Annotated in this window: 16 protein-coding genes; 7 read left to right on the forward strand and 9 right to left on the reverse strand. The window is 71.9% G+C overall.

Annotated features, from left to right (window positions below; translation table 11 throughout):
- Positions 1-2: 2 nt before the first annotated feature.
- Positions 3-602: a TetR/AcrR family transcriptional regulator gene (locus K2224_RS26920; RefSeq protein ID WP_221909169.1), complete on the reverse strand. Its 600-nt coding sequence runs from the start codon at positions 600-602 to the stop codon at positions 3-5.
- Between the two features lie 168 nt (positions 603-770).
- On the opposite strand from K2224_RS26920, the gene K2224_RS26925 reads away from it, so the two are divergent.
- On the forward strand, positions 771-947 hold the full coding sequence (locus K2224_RS26925; RefSeq protein WP_221909170.1) for a DUF6243 family protein: 177 nt from the start codon (positions 771-773) through the stop codon (positions 945-947).
- A gap of 51 nt (positions 948-998) precedes the next feature.
- Here K2224_RS26925 and K2224_RS26930 read toward each other — a convergent pair whose 3' ends face one another.
- The 3 genes from K2224_RS26930 to K2224_RS26940 all read right to left on the reverse strand — a co-directional run bounded on the left by K2224_RS26930 (position 999) and on the right by K2224_RS26940 (position 4,483).
- The gene (locus tag K2224_RS26930) at positions 999-1,955 is read right to left on the reverse strand and encodes a small ribosomal subunit Rsm22 family protein (protein WP_221909171.1); all 957 of its coding nucleotides are present in this window, start codon (positions 1,953-1,955) and stop codon (positions 999-1,001) included.
- A gap of 51 nt (positions 1,956-2,006) precedes the next feature.
- On the reverse strand, positions 2,007-3,071 hold the full coding sequence (locus K2224_RS26935) for a serine hydrolase (protein ID WP_221909172.1): 1,065 nt from the start codon (positions 3,069-3,071) through the stop codon (positions 2,007-2,009).
- Positions 3,072-3,157: 86 nt separating this feature from the next.
- Positions 3,158-4,483, reverse strand: coding sequence for a multidrug effflux MFS transporter (locus K2224_RS26940; RefSeq protein ID WP_221909173.1), 1,326 nt, complete (start codon positions 4,481-4,483; stop codon positions 3,158-3,160).
- A 224-nt stretch (positions 4,484-4,707) separates the two neighbouring features.
- On the opposite strand from K2224_RS26940, the gene K2224_RS26945 reads away from it, so the two are divergent.
- The 3 genes from K2224_RS26945 (at position 4,708) to K2224_RS26955 (ending at position 7,925) form a co-directional block, all read left to right on the forward strand.
- Positions 4,708-5,640 carry an SDR family oxidoreductase gene (locus K2224_RS26945; RefSeq protein ID WP_260693351.1) on the forward strand — a complete coding sequence of 311 codons (933 nt, stop codon included), beginning with the start codon at positions 4,708-4,710 and terminating at the stop codon, positions 5,638-5,640.
- Positions 5,641-5,693: 53 nt separating this feature from the next.
- Positions 5,694-6,605 carry a PhzF family phenazine biosynthesis protein gene (locus K2224_RS26950; RefSeq protein WP_221909174.1) on the forward strand — a complete coding sequence of 304 codons (912 nt, stop codon included), beginning with the start codon at positions 5,694-5,696 and terminating at the stop codon, positions 6,603-6,605.
- Between the two features lie 315 nt (positions 6,606-6,920).
- On the forward strand, positions 6,921-7,925 hold the full coding sequence (locus K2224_RS26955) for a serine protease (protein WP_221909175.1): 1,005 nt from the start codon (positions 6,921-6,923) through the stop codon (positions 7,923-7,925).
- Between the two features lie 67 nt (positions 7,926-7,992).
- Here the strand turns inward: K2224_RS26955 and K2224_RS26960 are convergent, their stop codons facing one another.
- From K2224_RS26960 to K2224_RS26970, 3 genes are all read right to left on the reverse strand, one after another.
- Positions 7,993-8,382 (reverse strand): hypothetical protein, encoded by a 390-nt coding sequence (locus tag K2224_RS26960; protein WP_221909176.1) that lies wholly within the window; start codon positions 8,380-8,382, stop codon positions 7,993-7,995.
- 146 nt (positions 8,383-8,528) lie between these two features.
- Positions 8,529-9,095 carry a hypothetical protein gene (locus tag K2224_RS26965; protein ID WP_260693353.1) on the reverse strand — a complete coding sequence of 189 codons (567 nt, stop codon included), beginning with the start codon at positions 9,093-9,095 and terminating at the stop codon, positions 8,529-8,531.
- A 136-nt stretch (positions 9,096-9,231) separates the two neighbouring features.
- Positions 9,232-10,392, reverse strand: coding sequence for an acyltransferase (locus tag K2224_RS26970; RefSeq protein WP_260693354.1), 1,161 nt, complete (start codon positions 10,390-10,392; stop codon positions 9,232-9,234).
- A gap of 475 nt (positions 10,393-10,867) precedes the next feature.
- Between K2224_RS26970 and K2224_RS26975 the strand changes: the two genes are divergently transcribed.
- Positions 10,868-11,821 (forward strand): phosphorothioated DNA-binding restriction endonuclease, encoded by a 954-nt coding sequence (locus K2224_RS26975; protein WP_221909178.1) that lies wholly within the window; start codon positions 10,868-10,870, stop codon positions 11,819-11,821.
- Between the two features lie 84 nt (positions 11,822-11,905).
- Here K2224_RS26975 and K2224_RS26980 read toward each other — a convergent pair whose 3' ends face one another.
- Together K2224_RS26980 and K2224_RS26985 are read right to left on the reverse strand one after the other, a co-directional pair.
- Entirely contained in the window at positions 11,906-12,370 is a 465-nt protein-coding gene (locus K2224_RS26980; RefSeq protein WP_221909179.1) for a hypothetical protein, read from the reverse strand.
- A gap of 3 nt (positions 12,371-12,373) precedes the next feature.
- Complete coding sequence (locus tag K2224_RS26985; RefSeq protein ID WP_221909180.1) at positions 12,374-16,321, reverse strand: polymorphic toxin-type HINT domain-containing protein; 3,948 nt, start codon at positions 16,319-16,321, stop codon at positions 12,374-12,376.
- A gap of 373 nt (positions 16,322-16,694) precedes the next feature.
- On the opposite strand from K2224_RS26985, the gene K2224_RS26990 reads away from it, so the two are divergent.
- Entirely contained in the window at positions 16,695-17,222 is a 528-nt protein-coding gene (locus tag K2224_RS26990) for a hypothetical protein (RefSeq protein ID WP_221909181.1), read from the forward strand.
- The gene (locus tag K2224_RS26995; RefSeq protein ID WP_221909182.1) at positions 17,179-17,907 is read left to right on the forward strand and encodes a trypsin-like serine protease; all 729 of its coding nucleotides are present in this window, start codon (positions 17,179-17,181) and stop codon (positions 17,905-17,907) included. Before K2224_RS26990 ends, K2224_RS26995 begins: the two co-directional genes overlap by 44 nt.
- Positions 17,908-18,052: the final 145 nt, after the last annotated feature.

The raw sequence follows: 18,052 nt of genomic DNA on the forward strand, positions 1-18,052 counted from the left end.
CGTCAGGTGCGCGGCCGCAGACCGCGGAGCACCTGGTCGACGAGGGTGTCGACGAAGTCGTGGGTCAGCTCCCCGGTGCGCATCAGCCAGCGCTGTGAGAAGGGACTCAGCAGCATCTCGGCGGCGATCCGCAGGTCGGTGTCCGGGTCCAGTTCGCCGGCGTCCCGGGCGGCCCGGAGCCGGTCGACGTAGACCCGGGTGCCAGGCTCCATCAGGCGGCCGACGAAGGTGCGGGAGAGTTCTTCGTCGTTGGCGCCGGCCGCGGCCAGGGCGCGGTAGGGGGCCTGCCAGGCCGCGTCGTTGAACTCGTCGGCGGTGGCGCGCAGGACGAACTTGAGGTCGGCGGCGAGGTCGCCGGTGTCGGGGAGGCCCTCCTGGTCGTAGGCGTCGACGACGGAGCCGAAAGCGTCGAGGAGGACGGCGGCCTTGGAGGGCCACCAGCGGTAGATGGTCTGCTTGCCGACGCCGGCGCGGGCGGCGATGCCTTCGATGGTGAGTTTCTCGTAGCCGACCTCGCCGACCAGGGCGAGGGCGGCCTCGAAGATCGCCTGGCGGGAGCGCTCGCTGCGGCGGGAGACGTCGGGGGCTGCTTTGTTGGCCATGGACGCGAGTCTAGCGAGAGAGAGGCGAGACGTATCGTCTTGACAAGACGGAGCGTCTCGCCCGAGGATGAGGACATGCCGGACGAGACGAATCGTCTCACCAGGTGCGGGGACCCGGCACGTACGGGCCCGCGCCGCCCGCCGGCCCCACAGGAAGGAACTCGCCTGATGAGCAAGGGAAATGCCGGCGGAATGCTGGGCATCGGCGGCACCCGCAGCAAGCTCTCGCGGGGTGCGCTGCGCGGCGCGGGCCATGGCGGCCAGGGCACGCCCGCGCAGCAGGACCAGCAGCGACAGCGGCGCGAGCTGCTGGAGAGGATGCGGGAACGGACCCGCAACACCTGACGCGACCGGTCCCCGGGAGCGGCGGGCGGCCGCCGCTCCCGGGGACCGGCCTCAGTGCTGCGGCCAGGTGTCGCCCCAGGCCGCGTCGCGGGCCTCGCGGTAGGCGGCGCCGTGCCGCTTGGTGACGGTGTCGCGGCGCAGGGCGTCGTCCGCGGTGCACAGGTCCAACAGCACCTGGCCCTTGCGGATCTGCGGTTTGCGGACGATCCGCGCGGCGGCCGGTTCGGCCGGCAGGCGGGTGGCGGCGACATAGCCGAACTTCTCGTCCTCGTAGGCCAGCGAGCCGCCCTTGACCTGCCGGTGCAGCGAGGAACGGCTGACCCGCGCGGAGAAGTGGCACCAGTCCTCGCCGGGGACGATCGGGCAGGCGGCGCTGTGCGGGCACGGCGCGACGATCCGCAGTCCGGCGGCGACCAGCTGCTCCCGGGCCTCGCGGATGCGCAGATAGCCCTCGGGGGTGCCCGGTTCGATCAGCACGACGGCCCGTGCCGCGGCCGCGGCGGCGACCACCGCACGGCGGTCCTCGGGACGCAGTTCGCCCAGCACGTAGGAGACGGTGACGAGGTCGGTGTCCTCGGGGAGGGCGAGGCCGTCGCCCAGGGCCTGCCGCCGCCAGGTGACGTCGGGCAGGATCCCGGCGGCCAGTTCGCGGCCGAGGTCGAGCGCGGGCTGCGCCCAGTCCAGGACCGTGCTGCGCGGGCCGTCCCAGGTGGCGGCGGTGGCCCAGGTGGCCGCGCCGGTGCCGCCGCCGACGTCGACGTGGGTGGCCGGGGACCAGTCCGGGACGCGGGCGGCGAACGCGGCCAGCGCGGCCCGTACCGCCTCGAAGGTGGCCGGCATGCGGTACGCGGCGTACGCGGCGACGTCGCCGCGGTCCCGGAGTACCGGGGCGTCGGTGGGGGTGCGGCCGCGGTAGTTGGCGATCAGCCGCTCGACGGCCTGCGCGGCCTGCTTGGGCGGCAGGCCGTCGAGCAGGCCCGCCAGGGCGGCGCGCAGTTCGTCGTGCATTCCGGAAAGTCTACGGGGGTCCGGGGCGGGGCCGTGCCGGGCCGGGGCGCGTCAGGGCCGGCCGCCCGGGGCGGCGGCCACCGCGCGGGCCAGCCGGGTCGCGGCCGCCGCCCGCGGGGCGCTGCCGCCGGCCCGGCGCCGGGGGTGGACGGTGTTGGCGAGCAGCACCAGGAAGCTGTCGGTGGCGCGGTCCAGGACCAGGCTGGTGCCGGTGAAGCCGGTGTGTCCGGCCGCGCCCCGGCCGGCCAGCTCGCCCATGAAGTACGGCTGGTCGACGGCGAATCCGAGGCCGGGCGGGTCGAGCAGTGCGGCGACCGCGGCCGGCCCGAGGATCCGGGCGGTGCCGTACGCGCCGCCGTTGAGCAGCGTCCGGCACAGCACGGCCAGGTCCTGGGCGGTGGAGAACACGCCCGCGTGCCCGGCGACGCCGCCGAGCGCCCAGGCGTTCTCGTCGTGCACCTCGCCGCGCAGCAGCCCCCGGTCCGCCTTGGCCCACGGCCGCCACTGGTCCTCGGTGGCGGCCACGCCCTGCGGCGCCAGCGGGCCGTAGCAGGTGCTGGTCATGCCCAGCGGGCCGGTGATGCCGTCGCGGACCAGGGCGTCCAGCCGGCGGCCGGTGAGCCGCTCCAGGAGGAGGTGCAGGGCGATGAGATTGAGGTCGGAGTAGCGGTGGACGCCGTACGGGCCGGAGGGCGCGGCCGCCTCGGCCCACAGTGGCGCCAGCAGGTCGGGCCCGTCCCGGTGCTCGTAGAAGGGCAGTTCGGGCGCGAGGCCGGAGGTGTGCCGGAGCAGATCGCGGACGGTGATGCCGGGGGCGAAGGCCGGCAGGTGGGCGGCGACCGGTGCGTCGAGGGCCAGCCGGCCGCGCTCGACCTGCTGGACGGCGGCGATCGCGGTGAACAGCTTGCTCAGCGAGGCGAGGTCGAAGACCGTGCCGACGCGCATCGGCTCCCACCGGTCGCGGGGCAGTTCCACGCCCCGGTCGCGGTCGGGGTCGTACGCGCGGTAGCGCACCGCCCAGCCGGTGGCCGCCTCGGCCGCCACCACCGGGCCCCGGCCGGCCAGCACCACCGCGCCGGGGCACCACGGGGGAAGCCCCTCGGGCAGTGCCCGCACGCCACTGACCAGCCGCTCCGTCCAGGCGGGGTGCAGTCCCGCCTCGGCGGGCGTGCCGGGGCGCAGTCTCGGTGCGTTCGGTGCGTTCAGAGCCCAGTCCTCTCGCCGGCGACGCCTTCCCCCTTACGCTGCCACGGACGGCACATTCCCAGGAAGCTCACGAGCGCGAGAACGGCACACGACAGCTGTACGACCGCCATCGGAACGGCCGTCCGCTCGCCGGCGATCCCCACCAGCGGCGAGGCCACCGCACCGAGCAGGAAGGTCGAGGTGCCCAGCAGCGCGGAGGCGGAGCCGGCCGCGTGCGGGGTGCGCAGCAGCGCCAGGGTGTTGGTGCTCGGCATCACCAGCCCCATCGCCGACATCAGCACGAACAGCCCCGCGGCCACCGGTACCAGTCCGGCCTTGCCGAAGACCCCCGACGACATCAGCAGCAGGGCTGCGGCGGCCAGCGCGACCAGCGCCAGGCCGGTGCCCAGCACCTTGTCCAGGCCGACCCGGCCGACCAGCAGCTTGCCGTTGATCTGGCCGACCGCGACCAGCCCGACGGAGTTGAGGCCGAAGAGCAGGCTGAAGGTCTGCGGGGAGGCGCCGTAGATCTCCTGGACGACGAACGGCGAGGCCGAGATGTAGGCGAACAGCGCGGCGAAGGCGAACGCGCCGACCAGCAGATAGCCGGAGAAGACCCGGTCGGCGAGGAGGTCGCGCATGGTGCGCAGGGCCGGACCGAGGCCGCCGGGCTGCCGGCGCTCCGGCGGCAGCGTCTCGCCCAGCCGCCGCCAGACGAGGAGGGTGAGCAGCAGCCCGACCACGGTGAGCACCACGAAGACCCCGCGCCAGTCGGTGACCCGCAGGATCTGGCCGCCGATCAGGGGCGCGACCACCGGCGCGACCCCGGAGATCAGCATCAGCGTGGCGAAGAAACGGGCCATCGCCACCCCGTCGTACAGGTCGCGCACCACGGCCCGGGCGATGACGATGCCGGCCGCGCCGGCCAGTCCCTGCAGCAGCCGGAAGCCGATCAGCACCTCGGCGTCGGTGGCGACCGCGCACAGGGCCGTGGCGAGCACATAGACGACCATGCCGACGAGCAGCGGCCGGCGGCGGCCCCACTTGTCGCTCATCGGGCCGACGATCATCTGGCCCAGGGCCATGCCGGCGAGGCAGGTGGTGAGGGTGAGCTGGACGGTGGCGGCCGGGCTGTGCAGGGCGGCGGTGACCTGCGGCAGCGCAGGCAGGTACATGTCCATGGAGAGCGGCGGGACCGCGGTGAGCCCGCCGAGGACGAGGGTGACGAGCAGGCTGGTGCGGCGGGCGGCGACCGGTGCGGCGGGCGCGTCCCGCCCTGATATGGCGGGTCGTTGGGGGCTGTCGTCCCGGGCCTCGGCGGCGGGGGCACCGGACTCTGTCATGAGCGTCTCCATGATTCGGTGATGGCGGCCACCATCCTGGCACGCGGCATGCGCGGCCCGGGGCGATCGGAGGCGGTCCCCGGGCCCCGAGGCCGGTCGTCGGACTCCCGTCGTTCGCCCCGACCGCCCTCAACTGCCGCCCGGTCCGCGGCCGCTGGCGGCACCGCCCGGCTCGCGCCCGATTCGCACCCGGTTCGCGCCCCGTCCGCCGTTACGCTGCCGCCATGGCATATGACGCAGAGCGGGCAGGGGCGGCACAGGCGACACCGGTGGCACGGGCCGGGCAGGTGGGCGGCGCCGCCACCGCGGCCCGGCCGACCCTCCCGGCACCCGCTTCCCGGGGCCGCACCCCGCGGACGGCTCCGGTGCCCCGGGAGGCCCGGGAGGACGGCGCGGCGGGCCGGAAGGTGGCACTGGTCACCGGCGCGGGCTCGGGCATCGGCCGGGCGGTCGCGCTGGCGCTGGCCGCCGACAACTGGACGGTGGTACTGGCCGGCCGGCGCGCCGAGGCACTGGAGGAGACCGCCCGCCAGGTGGGCTACGCGGGCATCGAGGGCCCCGCCGTGCTGCCCGTCCCGACCGATGTCACCCGCCCCGACGAGGTCGCCGCCCTGTTCACCACGATCCGCGACCGCTTCGGCCGGCTGGACCTGCTCTTCAACAACGCCGGCGCCTTCGGCCCGCCCGTCCCGTTGGAGGAACTCTCCTACGAGGACTGGCGGGCGGTGGTCGACGTCAACCTCAACGGCGCCTTCCTGTGCGCCCAGGCCGCGTTCCGCACGATGAAGGAGCAGGACCCGCAGGGCGGCCGGATCATCAACAACGGTTCCCTCTCCGCCCATGTGCCGCGGCCGCAGTCGATCGCGTACACCGCCACCAAGCACGCGATGACCGGCCTCACCAAGTCGCTGTCCCTGGACGGCCGTCCGTACCGGATCGCCTGCGGCCAGCTCGACATCGGCAACGCGGCCACCGAGATGACCGGCCGGATGCAGACCGGGATCCTCCAGGCCAACGGCCGCACCGAGGTCGAACCGGTGATGGACGCGGCCGACGTGGCCCGTACGGTCGTGCACATGGCGGCGCTCCCGTTGGAGGCCAATGTGCAGTTCGCGACGGTGATGGCGACCGCCATGCCCTACGTCGGGCGGGGCTGACGCACCGCGGGCCGCCCGGGAATAGCCGGGCGGCGGCGGATGGTTCTCCGGCCATGACTGTCGAAAACGCCGCCGGGGACGCCGCCCGCGCCCCCGAGATCCTCCGCTACACCGCCTTCTCCGCCGACCCCGCGGGGGGCAACCCGGCCGGCGTCGTCCTGGACGCCACCGGGCTGGACGACGCCGCGCAGCTGGCCATCGCCGCCGAACTCGGCTACTCCGAGACCGCGTTCCTCACCGCGCCGCCCGAGGGCCTGGGCGAGCCCGGCCGGGCGTACACCATCCGGTACTTCAGCCCGCTCGCCGAGGTCGCCTTCTGCGGCCACGCCACGGTCGCCACCGCGGTCGCCCTGGCCGAGCGGCAGGGCCCCGGCGACCTGGTCTTCGCCACCCAGGCGGGCCCGGTCCCGGTCACCGTCACCCGGCAGGACGGCGCCCTGCGGGCCACCCTCACCAGCGTCGAGCCGCGCATCGAGCCGATCGCCCCGGCCGACCTCACCGAGGCGCTGGCCGCCCTGGACTGGCCGGCCGCCGACCTCGACCCGGCCCTGCCGCCCCGCATCGCCTACGCCGGCGCCCGCCACCTGGTCCTCGGCGCCGCCACCCGCGAGCGACTGGCCGAGCTCGCCTACGACTTCGACCGGCTGGCCGCCCTGATGCGCCGCCTGGACCTGACGACCCTTCAGCTGGTGTGGCGGGAGAGCGACACGGTCTTCCACGTCCGCGACCCGTTCCCGGTCGGCGGCGTGGTGGAGGACCCGGCGACGGGCGCCGCGGCCGCCGCCTTCGGCGCGTACACCCGCGCCCTGGGCCTGACCACCGCCCCCGCCACCCTCACCCTCCACCAGGGCCACGACCTCGGCCGCCCCGGCCTCCTCACCGTCGACCTGCGCCCCGGCGACCCCCGCTCGCACGTCAGCGGCACGGCCACGCGCATGGAGGCGACGGTGACGGCGGGCGCCTGACCGGAGGGGCGGGGCGGTCCCGGCCGGAGACGGCCCCGCCGCCACGGGGCGCCGGATCCGCCCGGCCGGGGCCTTCGGGGCGGACCGCAGCGGGACGGAGAAGAGCCCCTCCGGACCGGGCGGGCCGGGCGGGGGGCGGGGGGGCGCACCATGCCTCCCCGCCCCCCCCGGGAACGCCTCCACGGCACCCCGAGGGCCGCCACCCTCCCCGGTCGCCGATCCCTCACGCCAACTCCACACCGCGCCCCCTGCCGCCCCACCGCCCCCGATGGCAGCCTGACTGCTCCGATCCGCCCCTACCGATCGGAGCGACTCATGCGCCCAACTCGCGCCTCCATACCGGCCGTTGCCACCGGCGCGCTGCTCGCCCTGCTGCTCCCCACCGGTCAGGCCGGCGCCGCAACCCCACGGCCCGACCGCCCCGCGCCCACCGCCGCCACAAGCCTCGGCACCTTCTGGACCGCCGCCCGGATGCGCTCGGCCACCCCACTCGACCGCCCCACCCGCACCGCGAAGGCACCCCACCGGACCGCGGTCCCCCGCAGCACCCCCGAGATCGTCCTCCCCACCCTCCCCCGGCTCCCCCGGCTCCAGCTCCCGCAGCTGCCGTCGCTCCCGCCCCTGCCCCCCTTGCTCCCCGGCGTCGAGACCGGCGGCCCCTGGACCGCCCGCGGCGCGGTCACCCACACCACCGGCCGGGTCTTCTTCACCTACCAGGGGCGCCCGGCCTCCTGCTCCGGCGACGCGGTGACCAGCGCCGACAAGAGCACCGTGCTGACCGCCGGCCACTGCGTGAAGCTGACCGGCAGTTGGCACACCCACTGGGTGTTCGTCCCCGGCTACCACGACGGCAGGGCCCCGTACGGGAAATGGAGCGCGACGAAGACCCTGGCCACCCCCCAGTGGGCGGCCCGCGAGGACCTCGACTACGACGTGGGCGCCGCGGTCGTCGCCCCCCTGGGCGGCCGCAGGCTCACCGACACCGTCGGCGGCCAGGGCCTGTCCTTCAACTCCGGCTACCAGAAGCAGATGTACGCCTTCGGCTACCCCGCCGCCGCCCCCTACGACGGCAGCAAGCTCGTCTACTGCTCCGGAACGACCCTCAGGGATCCGCTGCTCTCCACCGACCACGGCCTCCCCTGCAACATGACCGGCGGCTCCAGCGGCGGCCCCTGGTTCACCTCGTTCAACCCCCGAACCGGCACCGGCCTGCAGTCCTCGGTGAACAGCTTCGGCTACCAGTTCCTGCCGAACACCATGTTCGGCCCCTACTTCGGCGCCGACGCCAAGAACCTCTACGACAAGGCCCAGCACTCCTGAACCCCGACACCACGAGGGACCGCTCCGCCCGGACGACGTGAACAGGCCCGTCCCCCCGCATCCTCACTCACCCGACGCCCGCGACCGCCCGCTCCGTTGCCCCTCCCCGCACCGCACAGGCCCCGTCCCGCGGCCCGCAGGACACCGTGACCACCCCCGTCCCGACCCCGCCGGACGGCCGGACGGTCACCCCGCCCTCCCGGTGCCCCGCACCGAAGGTGTCGTCCCGCCACCCCAACAGCGCCGACGCCAACACCACGATCAGCACCAGCACCACGAACACCAGCAACGGCCGCACCCGCTCCATCGTCCGGCGCAGCCGCCCGTCCCGCCGGCCCGGCCCGCGATCCCCCGGCTTCGTCCCCGTCCCCGGCCCCGTTCCGGAACGGCGACGCCACCCCAGCGTCCGCCCGATCCGCCGCTTCCAATACACCAGCCGGTAGTAGTGCTTCAGCACCTCGGCGCCCCCTCATGTGACTGCCCGGGAAGTCACGAGACTACTGCCACCCGCCGACCCCGACCCCCCACCGTTGCGCCAAGGGCCCCGCCCCGACCCCCTGAGCAGGCGGGGGACGGGGCGGGGCCCGGGCGGCATCCGCCGTGTCAGCCCAGGTCGGCCAGTCCCTTGACCGGAAGCCGGTCCGTCGACGGCAGACCCTTCGGGGGCAGGACGCCGCCCAGCGCGTCCCCCGACGCCGCGTCCGTCAGCGACTTCCCCGGCAGCGCGTCGGTCAGCCCCTGCTTGTGTCCCTGCCCGTGCCCCTGCTTGTGTCCCAGCTTGTGCCCGGCCAGCCCCTCCGTCGGCAGTCCGCCGAGCAGTCCGCCCTCGGTGGTGCCCGCCCGCGCCGCCTCGCCCAGCAGCCCCCCGGCGGCTCCGGTGGCCGTCCCCGCCGTCTCCGCCGCCTTCGGCGTCACCTTCGCCGCGGTCCCGCCCACCGCGTTGCCCGCCTCGGGCACCACCTTGTCGACGACCGCGCCCTGGGCCCCGCCCGCGACGTGCGTCGCCTGCTGCGCGGCCCCGCCCGCCACGCTCCCCAGGCCACCGGCGTCCACGTTGGACAGCCCGCCCAGGTCGGGGGTCTTCGGTCCGTCGGCGGCGTGGGCTCCGGCAGCCGACCCCAGCGTCACCGCGGCCGCGGCCATACCCACTGCCGTCAGAACTCGTCGCATCAAGGCTCCTCAAGGAATGGAGATCTGCTTGTGTGATGAGAACGATGAGCTGCGCACCCGGACACGCCCGCCCGCCACCGGCCCGGCGCACACAGCAACCGGGGGGCGGACACAACCCCGGGACACGCCGGGGGCCTCAGGCCGAGTCGCCGCCGGTGCGAGTCCCCGCAGGCACCGGTGTGCCGTGCGCCTCATGAGCCTCGGCCGGCGTGGCCGGCGCGCGTGATACGGCGGGGCGTCGGGCATGTCGACGGCGCGGTTCGACGTGTTGCCGAACGTCGTCGATGCCGCGCCGCATCGTGGTGCGGAGCCACTTTCCGAGGGGGCGTTCGATGAAACGGTGGAGAAGCCAGGCGGCCACCAGCATGAGGACCGTCACCCCCGCCACCAGCAGCGGCGCGGGAATCCGGTTCCGGAAGTGGTGGATGAGCGTCATGCCGATGTTCATGTGGATGACGTAGAGCGGGTAGGTGAGCGCCCCCGCGGTCGTGAGCCACTTCCACTGGATGCGGTCGAAGCGACCGAGCGCAATGGCGCCGACGGCGGCGAACCCGGCAATGATCAGCAGGCGGGCCGGCCAGGTGGGCAGGGCGTCCACGGCCGCCCTGCCGAGGTTCGTCGCCAGCCGGTAGTCGATATAGCGCTGGGCGAGGAGGAGTTGCAGCACCACGATCGCCCACAGAACCGCGTTGGGCCGAAAGCGCCGCATCAGATAGAAGGCGATGCCGGCGATGAAGAACGGCGCGTACTGCGGCATCGCGAACGCCGTGAGCAGAGGGGTCTTCAGGACCGGCGCGAGGGCGGCGGCTGCGGTCCATACGCCGCACAGGATCAGGCAGTTGCGATAGGTGACACCGAACAGCACCACCACGACCATGATCAAGTAGAACTTCAGCTCCACGAAGAGCGTCCAGTACACCGGGTCCACGTTGGGTGTGTTGTTGCCGCCCTGGAGCATGGTCAGGTTGGTGATCACCGTGTCCCAGCCGTGCAGGGAGCTGACCTCCGGCCACATCTTGACGACCACGACGGTGAGCAGGATGCCGACCCAGTAGGCGGGGAACAGCCGGGAGAGGCGGGATACGGCGAACTCGCCCACCGTGCGGCCCCACACGCTCATACAGATCACGAAGCCGCTGATCAGGAAGAAGATCTCGACCCCGAGCCAGCCGTACTGGGCCAGCTTGTGGGCGGTCGGGAAGATCGTGTCCGTGCTGTGGCCCCATGGCCGCGCCAACGCCACGTAGTGGTAGCAGACCACCATCAGGGCGGCCAGCAGCCGCAGCCCGTCAAGCACGGCAAGCCTGTTTCCTGTACGGCGCGCGGCCATTGTGTAACCCCCGTAGCACCCTGGTCAGGAGCGCCATGATCGAAGAAGCTCACGGGCCACGGAGAACCGGCGAGCAAGTCGTCCACTTTTCATGCTTTCACAGACCGCAGAGCAGTCGACCCTCGTAGCATGTGGCAATAACCACAACCGGAATTCAGAACCCATACCGCCGTTCCGGACTCCGACCCTCCATTTCTTCTGGGGCGAATTCTCCGAGATTCCCGGACACCGGGAAATAGATACCGCATCGAGACCAGCGGTCCATCGCGTCGAGATCCGTACTGCCGATCATTCGCGACCTGCCCCTCGTTGAGCACGACCGGTCCCGGCGAACTCCCGCCGGTGCCCAAGAGGCCGGAGGCTCCTGCCGGCAGCCGCTCGGACCGACGGCACATGGCAACGCCACACACGGCCCCGGTGGCGCGAACTACCCTCACCTCTCATGGATTGGCTTGATCGCGTCGCGAAACTGAGGCAATGGACGAACGACGGCGTCCGGGCTCCGCACAAGCCGTTGCTGCTGCTGTACGCACTCGGCAGCTATCAGCAGGACGCCGACGGCGAACTGCGCTACAGCGCGGTCGAGAACGAACTCAGGCAGTTGCTCACCGAGTACGGGCCCGCGCACCCGACCACCCCCGCATATCCCTTCCACCACCTCGTCAGCGACGGTGTGTGGGAGGTCCGAACCGACCAGGGCCCGGGCAGCCCCGGAAGCGGGGTCCGAATCCTTCGGTCCAGCGGAGCCGCCGGCCGGCTCGCTCCCGACCTCCGCACCGCGCTCGCCAGGGATTCGTCGCTGCTGGGCCGGCTCGTCAGATTGCTGCTGGACACCCATTTCCCGCCGTCCCTGCACATCGATCTGTGCGAGGCCGTCGGCCTCGATCTGGAACTCGCCGAGATCGGTCCGGTGACCGGCACGAGCACCGCCGCCCGGAGACAACGCGATCGGCGCATGCGTGAACTCATACTCACCGCCTACGAGTTCCGGTGCGCTTTCTGCGGCTACGACGGGGTCCTCGGCACAAAATCGGTAGGGCTGGAAGCCGCGCATGTGCGCTGGTGGTCACACCACGGGCCGGACGAGGTCGACAACGGCCTGTGCCTGTGCTCGCTGCACCACAAACTCTTCGACAGGGGCGTCCTCGGCCTCGGGGACGACCACCGCATCCTCGTCTCCCCACGTTTCGCCGGCCGCAGTCAGGCCAGCCAACAGCACGTACTCGCCCTCGCCGGCCAACCGCCCATCGGCCCCCGGCCGGGCAACGCACCGATCGCCCGACGACACCGCGAATGGCACATCCGCCAGGTCTTCCACCACGTGCCGCCGAAGCCCGACCGACGCGATTTCACTCGGGCGGAATCGAGGCGGGGGCCGACCGAAGAGGCGCCCTGAACGATCTCGCGGTGCCCGGTGCCGGGATAACGAGCAGCCCTCTCCCGAATGTCATTCGGGAGAGGGCTGCTTCGGCTTTCGTGATCAGGGAGTGGTTATCCCGTGATCATGTCGGTAGATGTCCCTTACCTCCAGGTGGACGGACAGCTGACCGTCGCTGTCGTCCTGACGGAACTCCACCCCGGATCGATCGATTCGGGACCAGATGACCTCCGGCTCGAAGGGGTGGGGGACTTCGGTGATGTGGAAGCCTTCCTCGACCAGGTCGGCGACCAACTCCGAGACCTCCGGGAGCGGTTCCTGAAGGCGCTCCCCCGGACCGGCCGGAAGGGAGACGCTGCTCCCTCCGGGCTCGATCTGGAGGTAGTAGAGCCGGCCCTTCTTGGTGAACGCCAACTCCAGGTCACCGTAGAGGCAGTACACCGGATCGGGATGCTGTTTGGCGAACGCTTCGGGCTCGCCCCAAGCGTCCACTACGTCGCGGTAGTCGGCCCCGGGTGTGACCACACCCAGAGCTCCTGTGCGCATGAAGCGCGACAAGATCGACATGGCTCACGCATCCTTCTCAAGCGCCTTGACCAGTCTTTCAAGACCGGGGATTTCATTGCTGTCCGGGAAGTTTTCCCTAACGTACTGGAGACCACCCCGCGCCTTCTCCAGAGCCTTCTTCCGGAACTTGGGGTCGTCGAAACTCTTCTCCGCATTCTTGAGCGCGGTTTTGCCGGCCTTTCCGGAGAAAGTGGACTTGAACTGAAGGTTTCCCGTCGTGTCGGCGGTTATGGAAACCTCGGTGTCGGAGCCACCGCCCTTGGTCTTCACATGGAATCCCTTCGAGGCCCAGTCATTGGCGTACTTGTCGACCTCGCAGGCCGCCGCGTTGTGGACGAGGACCGGAGCGTCGCCCGCACGCACATAGTAGGTGTGGATGCCATTGACGGTGAGGTTGAAGACCCGCTGGGTCTCGGTCCATGTGCGGACCGACTCGACCTTGTTCGTCGTGCCGTCCGGGCTGCGGAGCAGGGCACCGGGCTTGATGTCGGCGGCCTTGGTCCAGTTCTGCTGGTCCTGGAGCCAGAAGGGGTGCCCGTCGGTCGCGGTGACCTTGCCGGTGGCGTTGCCCTTGTCGCCGTCGGTGTCGACGGTGAGCTCGACCAGGTGCTTGGTTCCGTTGCCGACGATGACATCGTCGACCGGACGTGCCGCGGTCCTGCCTGTTGTGGGATCGGTGGCAAGGACCTGGTCGCCGAGCTCGATGTCCTGGATCGGCTTGGTGGAGCCGTCGGCCATCACCACCAGCGTCATCGGCGCGAAGCTGTTGCACCCGATCTTCCGCCCGCGGCTGAAGAGCGACCGGAAGAACCCGCCGGCCTTCTTGACCCAGCCGCCGGCCTTCATCGCCCACTTGCCCGCCTTGGCCGCGGCGGCGACGAGATTGGCGCCGGGGATGGCGGCGATGCAGGAGGCGATGGCGTCACCGGTCTTGCCTTCCGCGGCGTACCAGCCGCAGTTGGCCAGGTTGGCCACGCTGCCGACGCCGGGAATACCGCCGAGGACGTCGAGTCCGAGGTGCCCGGCCTCCTTGAGGAACTTCTCCTTGTCGAAGTTCTCGTCCGCCTCGGCCGCCCGGTCCGCCAGGGCGCGGACGGCGTCCTCGCGCTCCTTCTGGAGTTCCGCGTTGTGCCGCTGGGCCTCGGCCTCGGCACGCTGCTTGGATTCGGCGATCTCCTTGGCCTCGTCGGCCGCCTTGTTGGCCGCTTCGGCGTCCTTGCCGGCCGCGACCGCCGAGGCGCGGGCTTCCGTGGCGGCGGCCTGCGCCTCATTGGCGGAGGAGCGGGCCCATGACGCGGAGACCGAGGCGCGGGCCGCGGAGGTCGCGGCTCCGCGGGCGGACTGGTGGGCCTGGGCCTCGGCGGCCCGTGCCTTCTTGGCTGACTGGGCCGCCTGCTGCGCGGATTCCCGCGCCTCGTCGGCGGACTTCCTGGCCTTCCTGGCCCAGTCACGGGCGTCGGCAGCCGACTTCTTGGCGTCCTCGGCGGCCTTGCCCGCCTCCACGGCGGCCTTCTTGGCGTGCAGCGCGTGCTCGTCGGCCTTGTGCGCGTTCTCCTGCGCGGTCGCGGCGACACCGGCGGCCTCGGCGATCAGTCGCTGCATTTCCGCGATGTGGGTCGCGTTGAGCTGGTCCTTGCGGGCCGCCTTGTACTGACCGCTCTCGATGAACTCGTGCAGCTGCCGGGCCGGGCCGGCCAGCGCGATCCTGGCCGCGGCCTCCAGCTCAGGACCGCCGACGCTGATCAGCTGCACGGCGCGGGTCCGGTCATCGGCCTCCCGGGCCTTGTACTGGCCCGAGACGAGGAACTCGTTGAGCTTCTGCGGATCGTTGGACTTGATCGCGGCCAGGGCCGCTTCCTGCACCTGGGTGCTGCCCGTGCTGGACAGCTGCACCGCCTGGGTGCGGTAGTTCCCGTATGCGGCCGTGTGCTGGCCGGTGAGCAGGAAGTCGTGGATCTGCGCGGCGTCGCCCTTGAGCGCCTTCTCGGCGGCCTGCTTGACCGGATCCGACAGACCGTCCTGCGCGAGCTGCTCGACGCGGCCGCGCTCGTCGTCCTCCGCGGCCTTCTTCCAGCCGGTACGCACATACGCGCGCACCTCGTCGTCCGAGCCGGACAGTGCGGCCTCGGCCGCGGCCTGGCTCCACACGCCACGCGTCCGCAGCGCCGCCAGCGCGATGCGGCGACCGTCCGCGGCGACCTGCTTCAGGTCCGCATCCGGCTTGGCCGCCTGTTCGGCCAGGCGAGACGCCTCGTCGTCGAGCTTCCGCGCCTCCTCGGCCGCACGGGCCGCCTCGGCCTTGGCCTCGCCCTCCTCGGCCTTGAGGTCCTTGGCCGTCTCGATCGCCGCCGCGGTACCGGCTTCGAGTTCGGCCTTCTCGGTGTCACGGGCCAGGTCGAAGATCTCGTTCGCCTTGTTCACCGCTTCGGTGGCGGAGTTGGCGGCCAGCTGCGCCGCGTCGGCGTGCGCCCGCGACTCCGTAGCCGCCTTGGCCGAGTCCCCGGCGTGGTCGGCGGCCCGGTCGGCCTCCTTGGCCGCGTTCTCCGCGTGGGTGGCGGCCGCGTTCGCCGCTTCCCTGGCCTCGTTCGCCGCCTTTGCCGAACGCCGGGCCAGCGAGGCGGCAGTGTTCGCCGCCTGCGTGGCCTCACGGGCGTGCCGCCTGGCCTGGGCCGCGGCCACCCTGGCCTCGGCCGACGCCACGCCGGCTTCGTCCGCGTACCCGCTGGCCTCGGTCGCCGCCGCGGCCGCCGCGTTCGCGTTGGCACCCGCGCTCGCCGCCGCGGTGGCCGCGTTCCCGGCCTCGGTCGCCGCGATGCCGGCCTGCTTGGCCGCGTCCGCCGCCTTGCGTGCGCCCTTGGCAGCGCCCCGGGCCCGCTCGGCTGCCTGGCGCGCGGCCGATGCCTTACCCGCGTCCGAGGCCGCGTCCGCCGCCGCGTTCCGCGCCTGCGCCGCCGCGTTGGCCGCCGCCGCGGCCGCCGCCGCGGCCCGCGAGGCAGCGTTCGCCGCCACCCGCGCCGAGGAGTTCGCGGCTCGCGCGGCGTTGATCGCCTGCTGCGCGGCCCGCGCCGCTCCCTTGGCCGACTCCGCCGCCTGCGCGGCCGCGCCCGCCGCCCGGCCCGCGTTCTTCTGCGCGGCCTTCGTCTCCTTGGCGGCCCGTTGTGCGGCCTCCTTGGCCAGCCTCGATGCCTCTACGGCACGATCTGAGGCTTCCTTGGCTGCGTCGGTCTCCCGCTTGGCCTTCTCTCCGGCTTCCTTGGCCTGCTGCGCCAACTGCTCGATGCTGGCCCGCTCCTGGTCCTTGGCCTGCGCGACATGCACGCCCACCTCCAGGAACTCGTGGATGTCCTCCGGTCCGCCGCGCAGGGCGATCGTTGCGGCCTCCTCGGTCGCCGGACCCGCCGTGCTCATGATCTGGACGAGCTTGGTCCGCTCGTCCGCCCGGCGGGCCGCCGACTGGCCGTCGGCGAGGAAGTCCCGGATTGCCTCCGGGCCCTTCTTCAGGGCGGCTTCGCCCGCCTCCTGGACGTTCCGGTCGCCGGTGCTGACGATCTGGACGACCTGGGTACGCTGATCCGCCTCCAGCGGCGTTTCCCAGCCGTCCTTCAGGAACTTCCGCAGATCCTCAGGAGTCCCGCGCAGCGCCTTCTCCGCCGCGTCCCGCACATTGCGGCCCGCCACCGAGTGCATCTGAACCACGGTCAGGCGGTTGTCCGCATGCTCGGCGAGCTGCCACTCGTTGTCCAGGAAGTTGCGGAGATCGGCCTCGGTGCCCGTGAGCGCGACCTCCGCCACCGCCTTGACACCCGGCCCGCTGTTCTTCCACAGGTCCAGGACCCTGCCACGCTCGGTGGTCGGGTAAGGGAAGACGATGGTGAGTCCATCGTCCCCCGATTCGGCCGCCGCTGCGGGGGTCGTCCCGATGACGCCCGCCACCAGCGTCAGTGGCAGCACGCCTGCGCATAGCGCACGTATGCCGCGCGGCCACTTCCCTCTCGCTCTCACTACGCAAATCCTTTGTGCTAGTTATGCGTTGCCGACATTCGGCGCAGTGAGCATAGCTTCCATAATAGACAGGTAAAGCAACGGCATTGAGCACTAGTCGCTACAGGAGGCATCCGAACTCGGGGAAAAATCCCCTACGAGATGACCGGGACGAGTCGAAGAATCAAAGGTTGTACGGCGCATCGAGGTCGTGTCCGATTCGTTATGAAGCGATCATTGCGAACTCTCCGAGTTCTGTGGGTGATAGGTTCGTAGACGCCCTTAGGACCCAATCTCCCGCGGCCACTTCTTTCCGCCGCAACCCCTCTGGAAGGAACCTCTGGTGATACTTCGCGCGCGCAAGGCGCTGATCACTGGCGTTATTGGTGCCACCGCGGTCATCGCGGGGGCCTCCACCCTCGCCGTCGCCCACGCCGCCCCACAGCCCGCGAACGGTGCCACCCGCGCGGCTTCCGGCGAACTTCCGCCGCCGGCGATCGAGGACTTCGAGTACCCGGACGCGGACAAAGTCCTCAAGGAAAAGGGCATCAAGCTCGTCAAGGGCGACGGACACATCGTCATGACCGAGTGCGACGCCGCACCGGACTTCGAGGTCATGGCGAACAAGGGACAGCATCCCGTCAGCTATTGCTTCAAGGTCACCGGGAAGACCGGCTACCTCACAATGGAGATCCCCCGGATCATCGGCATCATGGAGAACGAGGGCCGTACCGCCCAGGCGACCGTGACCACCGAGGGCAAGACCAAGACCGTCGACCTGCGGAAGAACCGGCTGACACCGCTCGGCGAGGGCGACCTCAACACCGGTGGCAACGAAGCCACCCTCCTCGAACTCCGCGTCAAGGGCTGACCGGCCACCGCTCGGAGCCGGTCTGCTGACCGCTGCGCCGGCGAATGCCGTCGCGGGAAGCAGCACAAAAGAGGGCTCGTATGCGTTCACCGCAAAGTTCGGCATCGGTGGGATACGCAGCTGTTCCGCGGCGCTCGTGGAAAAGCAATGGCTGGTGACCGCCGCCAGTTGCTTTGCTGACAATCCGGCGCAGGGCTTCAGGATTCGCGCAGGCGCGCCGAAGTCCAGGACCACGGCCATCATCGGCCGCACGGACCCGTCGCAGGAATCCGGCAGCGTGGTGGACGTCGCGGAACTCGTCCCGCGCGAGGACCGCGACCTGGTGACGGCCAGGCTTGCCAAGCCGGTCACCGGTATCGCCCCGGTCGACGTCGGTCGCAAGGCTCCCGAGACCGGTGAAAACCTCTGGGTGTCCGGTTACGGTCGGACCGCAGAAGAGTGGGTTCCGGACCTCCTGCACCACGCGAAGTTCGCGGTGGATTCCGTAAAGGACACCTCGGTCGGCCTTTCCGGAACGTCCGACGACCCGGGCGTCTGCAAGGGCGACACCGGCGGTCCCGCATTCCGCGGGGCCGACGGCCGTTTCGAGCTCGCCGCCGTCAACAGCACCTCGTGGCAGGGCGGTTGCCTCGGAAACCGGCAGGAGACCCGCATGGAACAACGCCGCACAGATCAGTGCCGGTGAGTTCACCGGCAAGAAGACCGCCGGCCTCCTCATTCGCTGGAACGACGGCCAGGCCCAGGTCTTCCCCGGTGTGGACGCCTCCGGCTACCAGGGCAGCCGGATCACCGTCCGGCCCGTCGGGTCCGCCTGGCGCAACTCCCGGACC

The organism is Streptomyces sp. BHT-5-2 (assembly GCF_019774615.1).
In the GTDB taxonomy this organism is placed as follows: Bacteria; Actinomycetota; Actinomycetes; order Streptomycetales; family Streptomycetaceae; genus Streptomyces.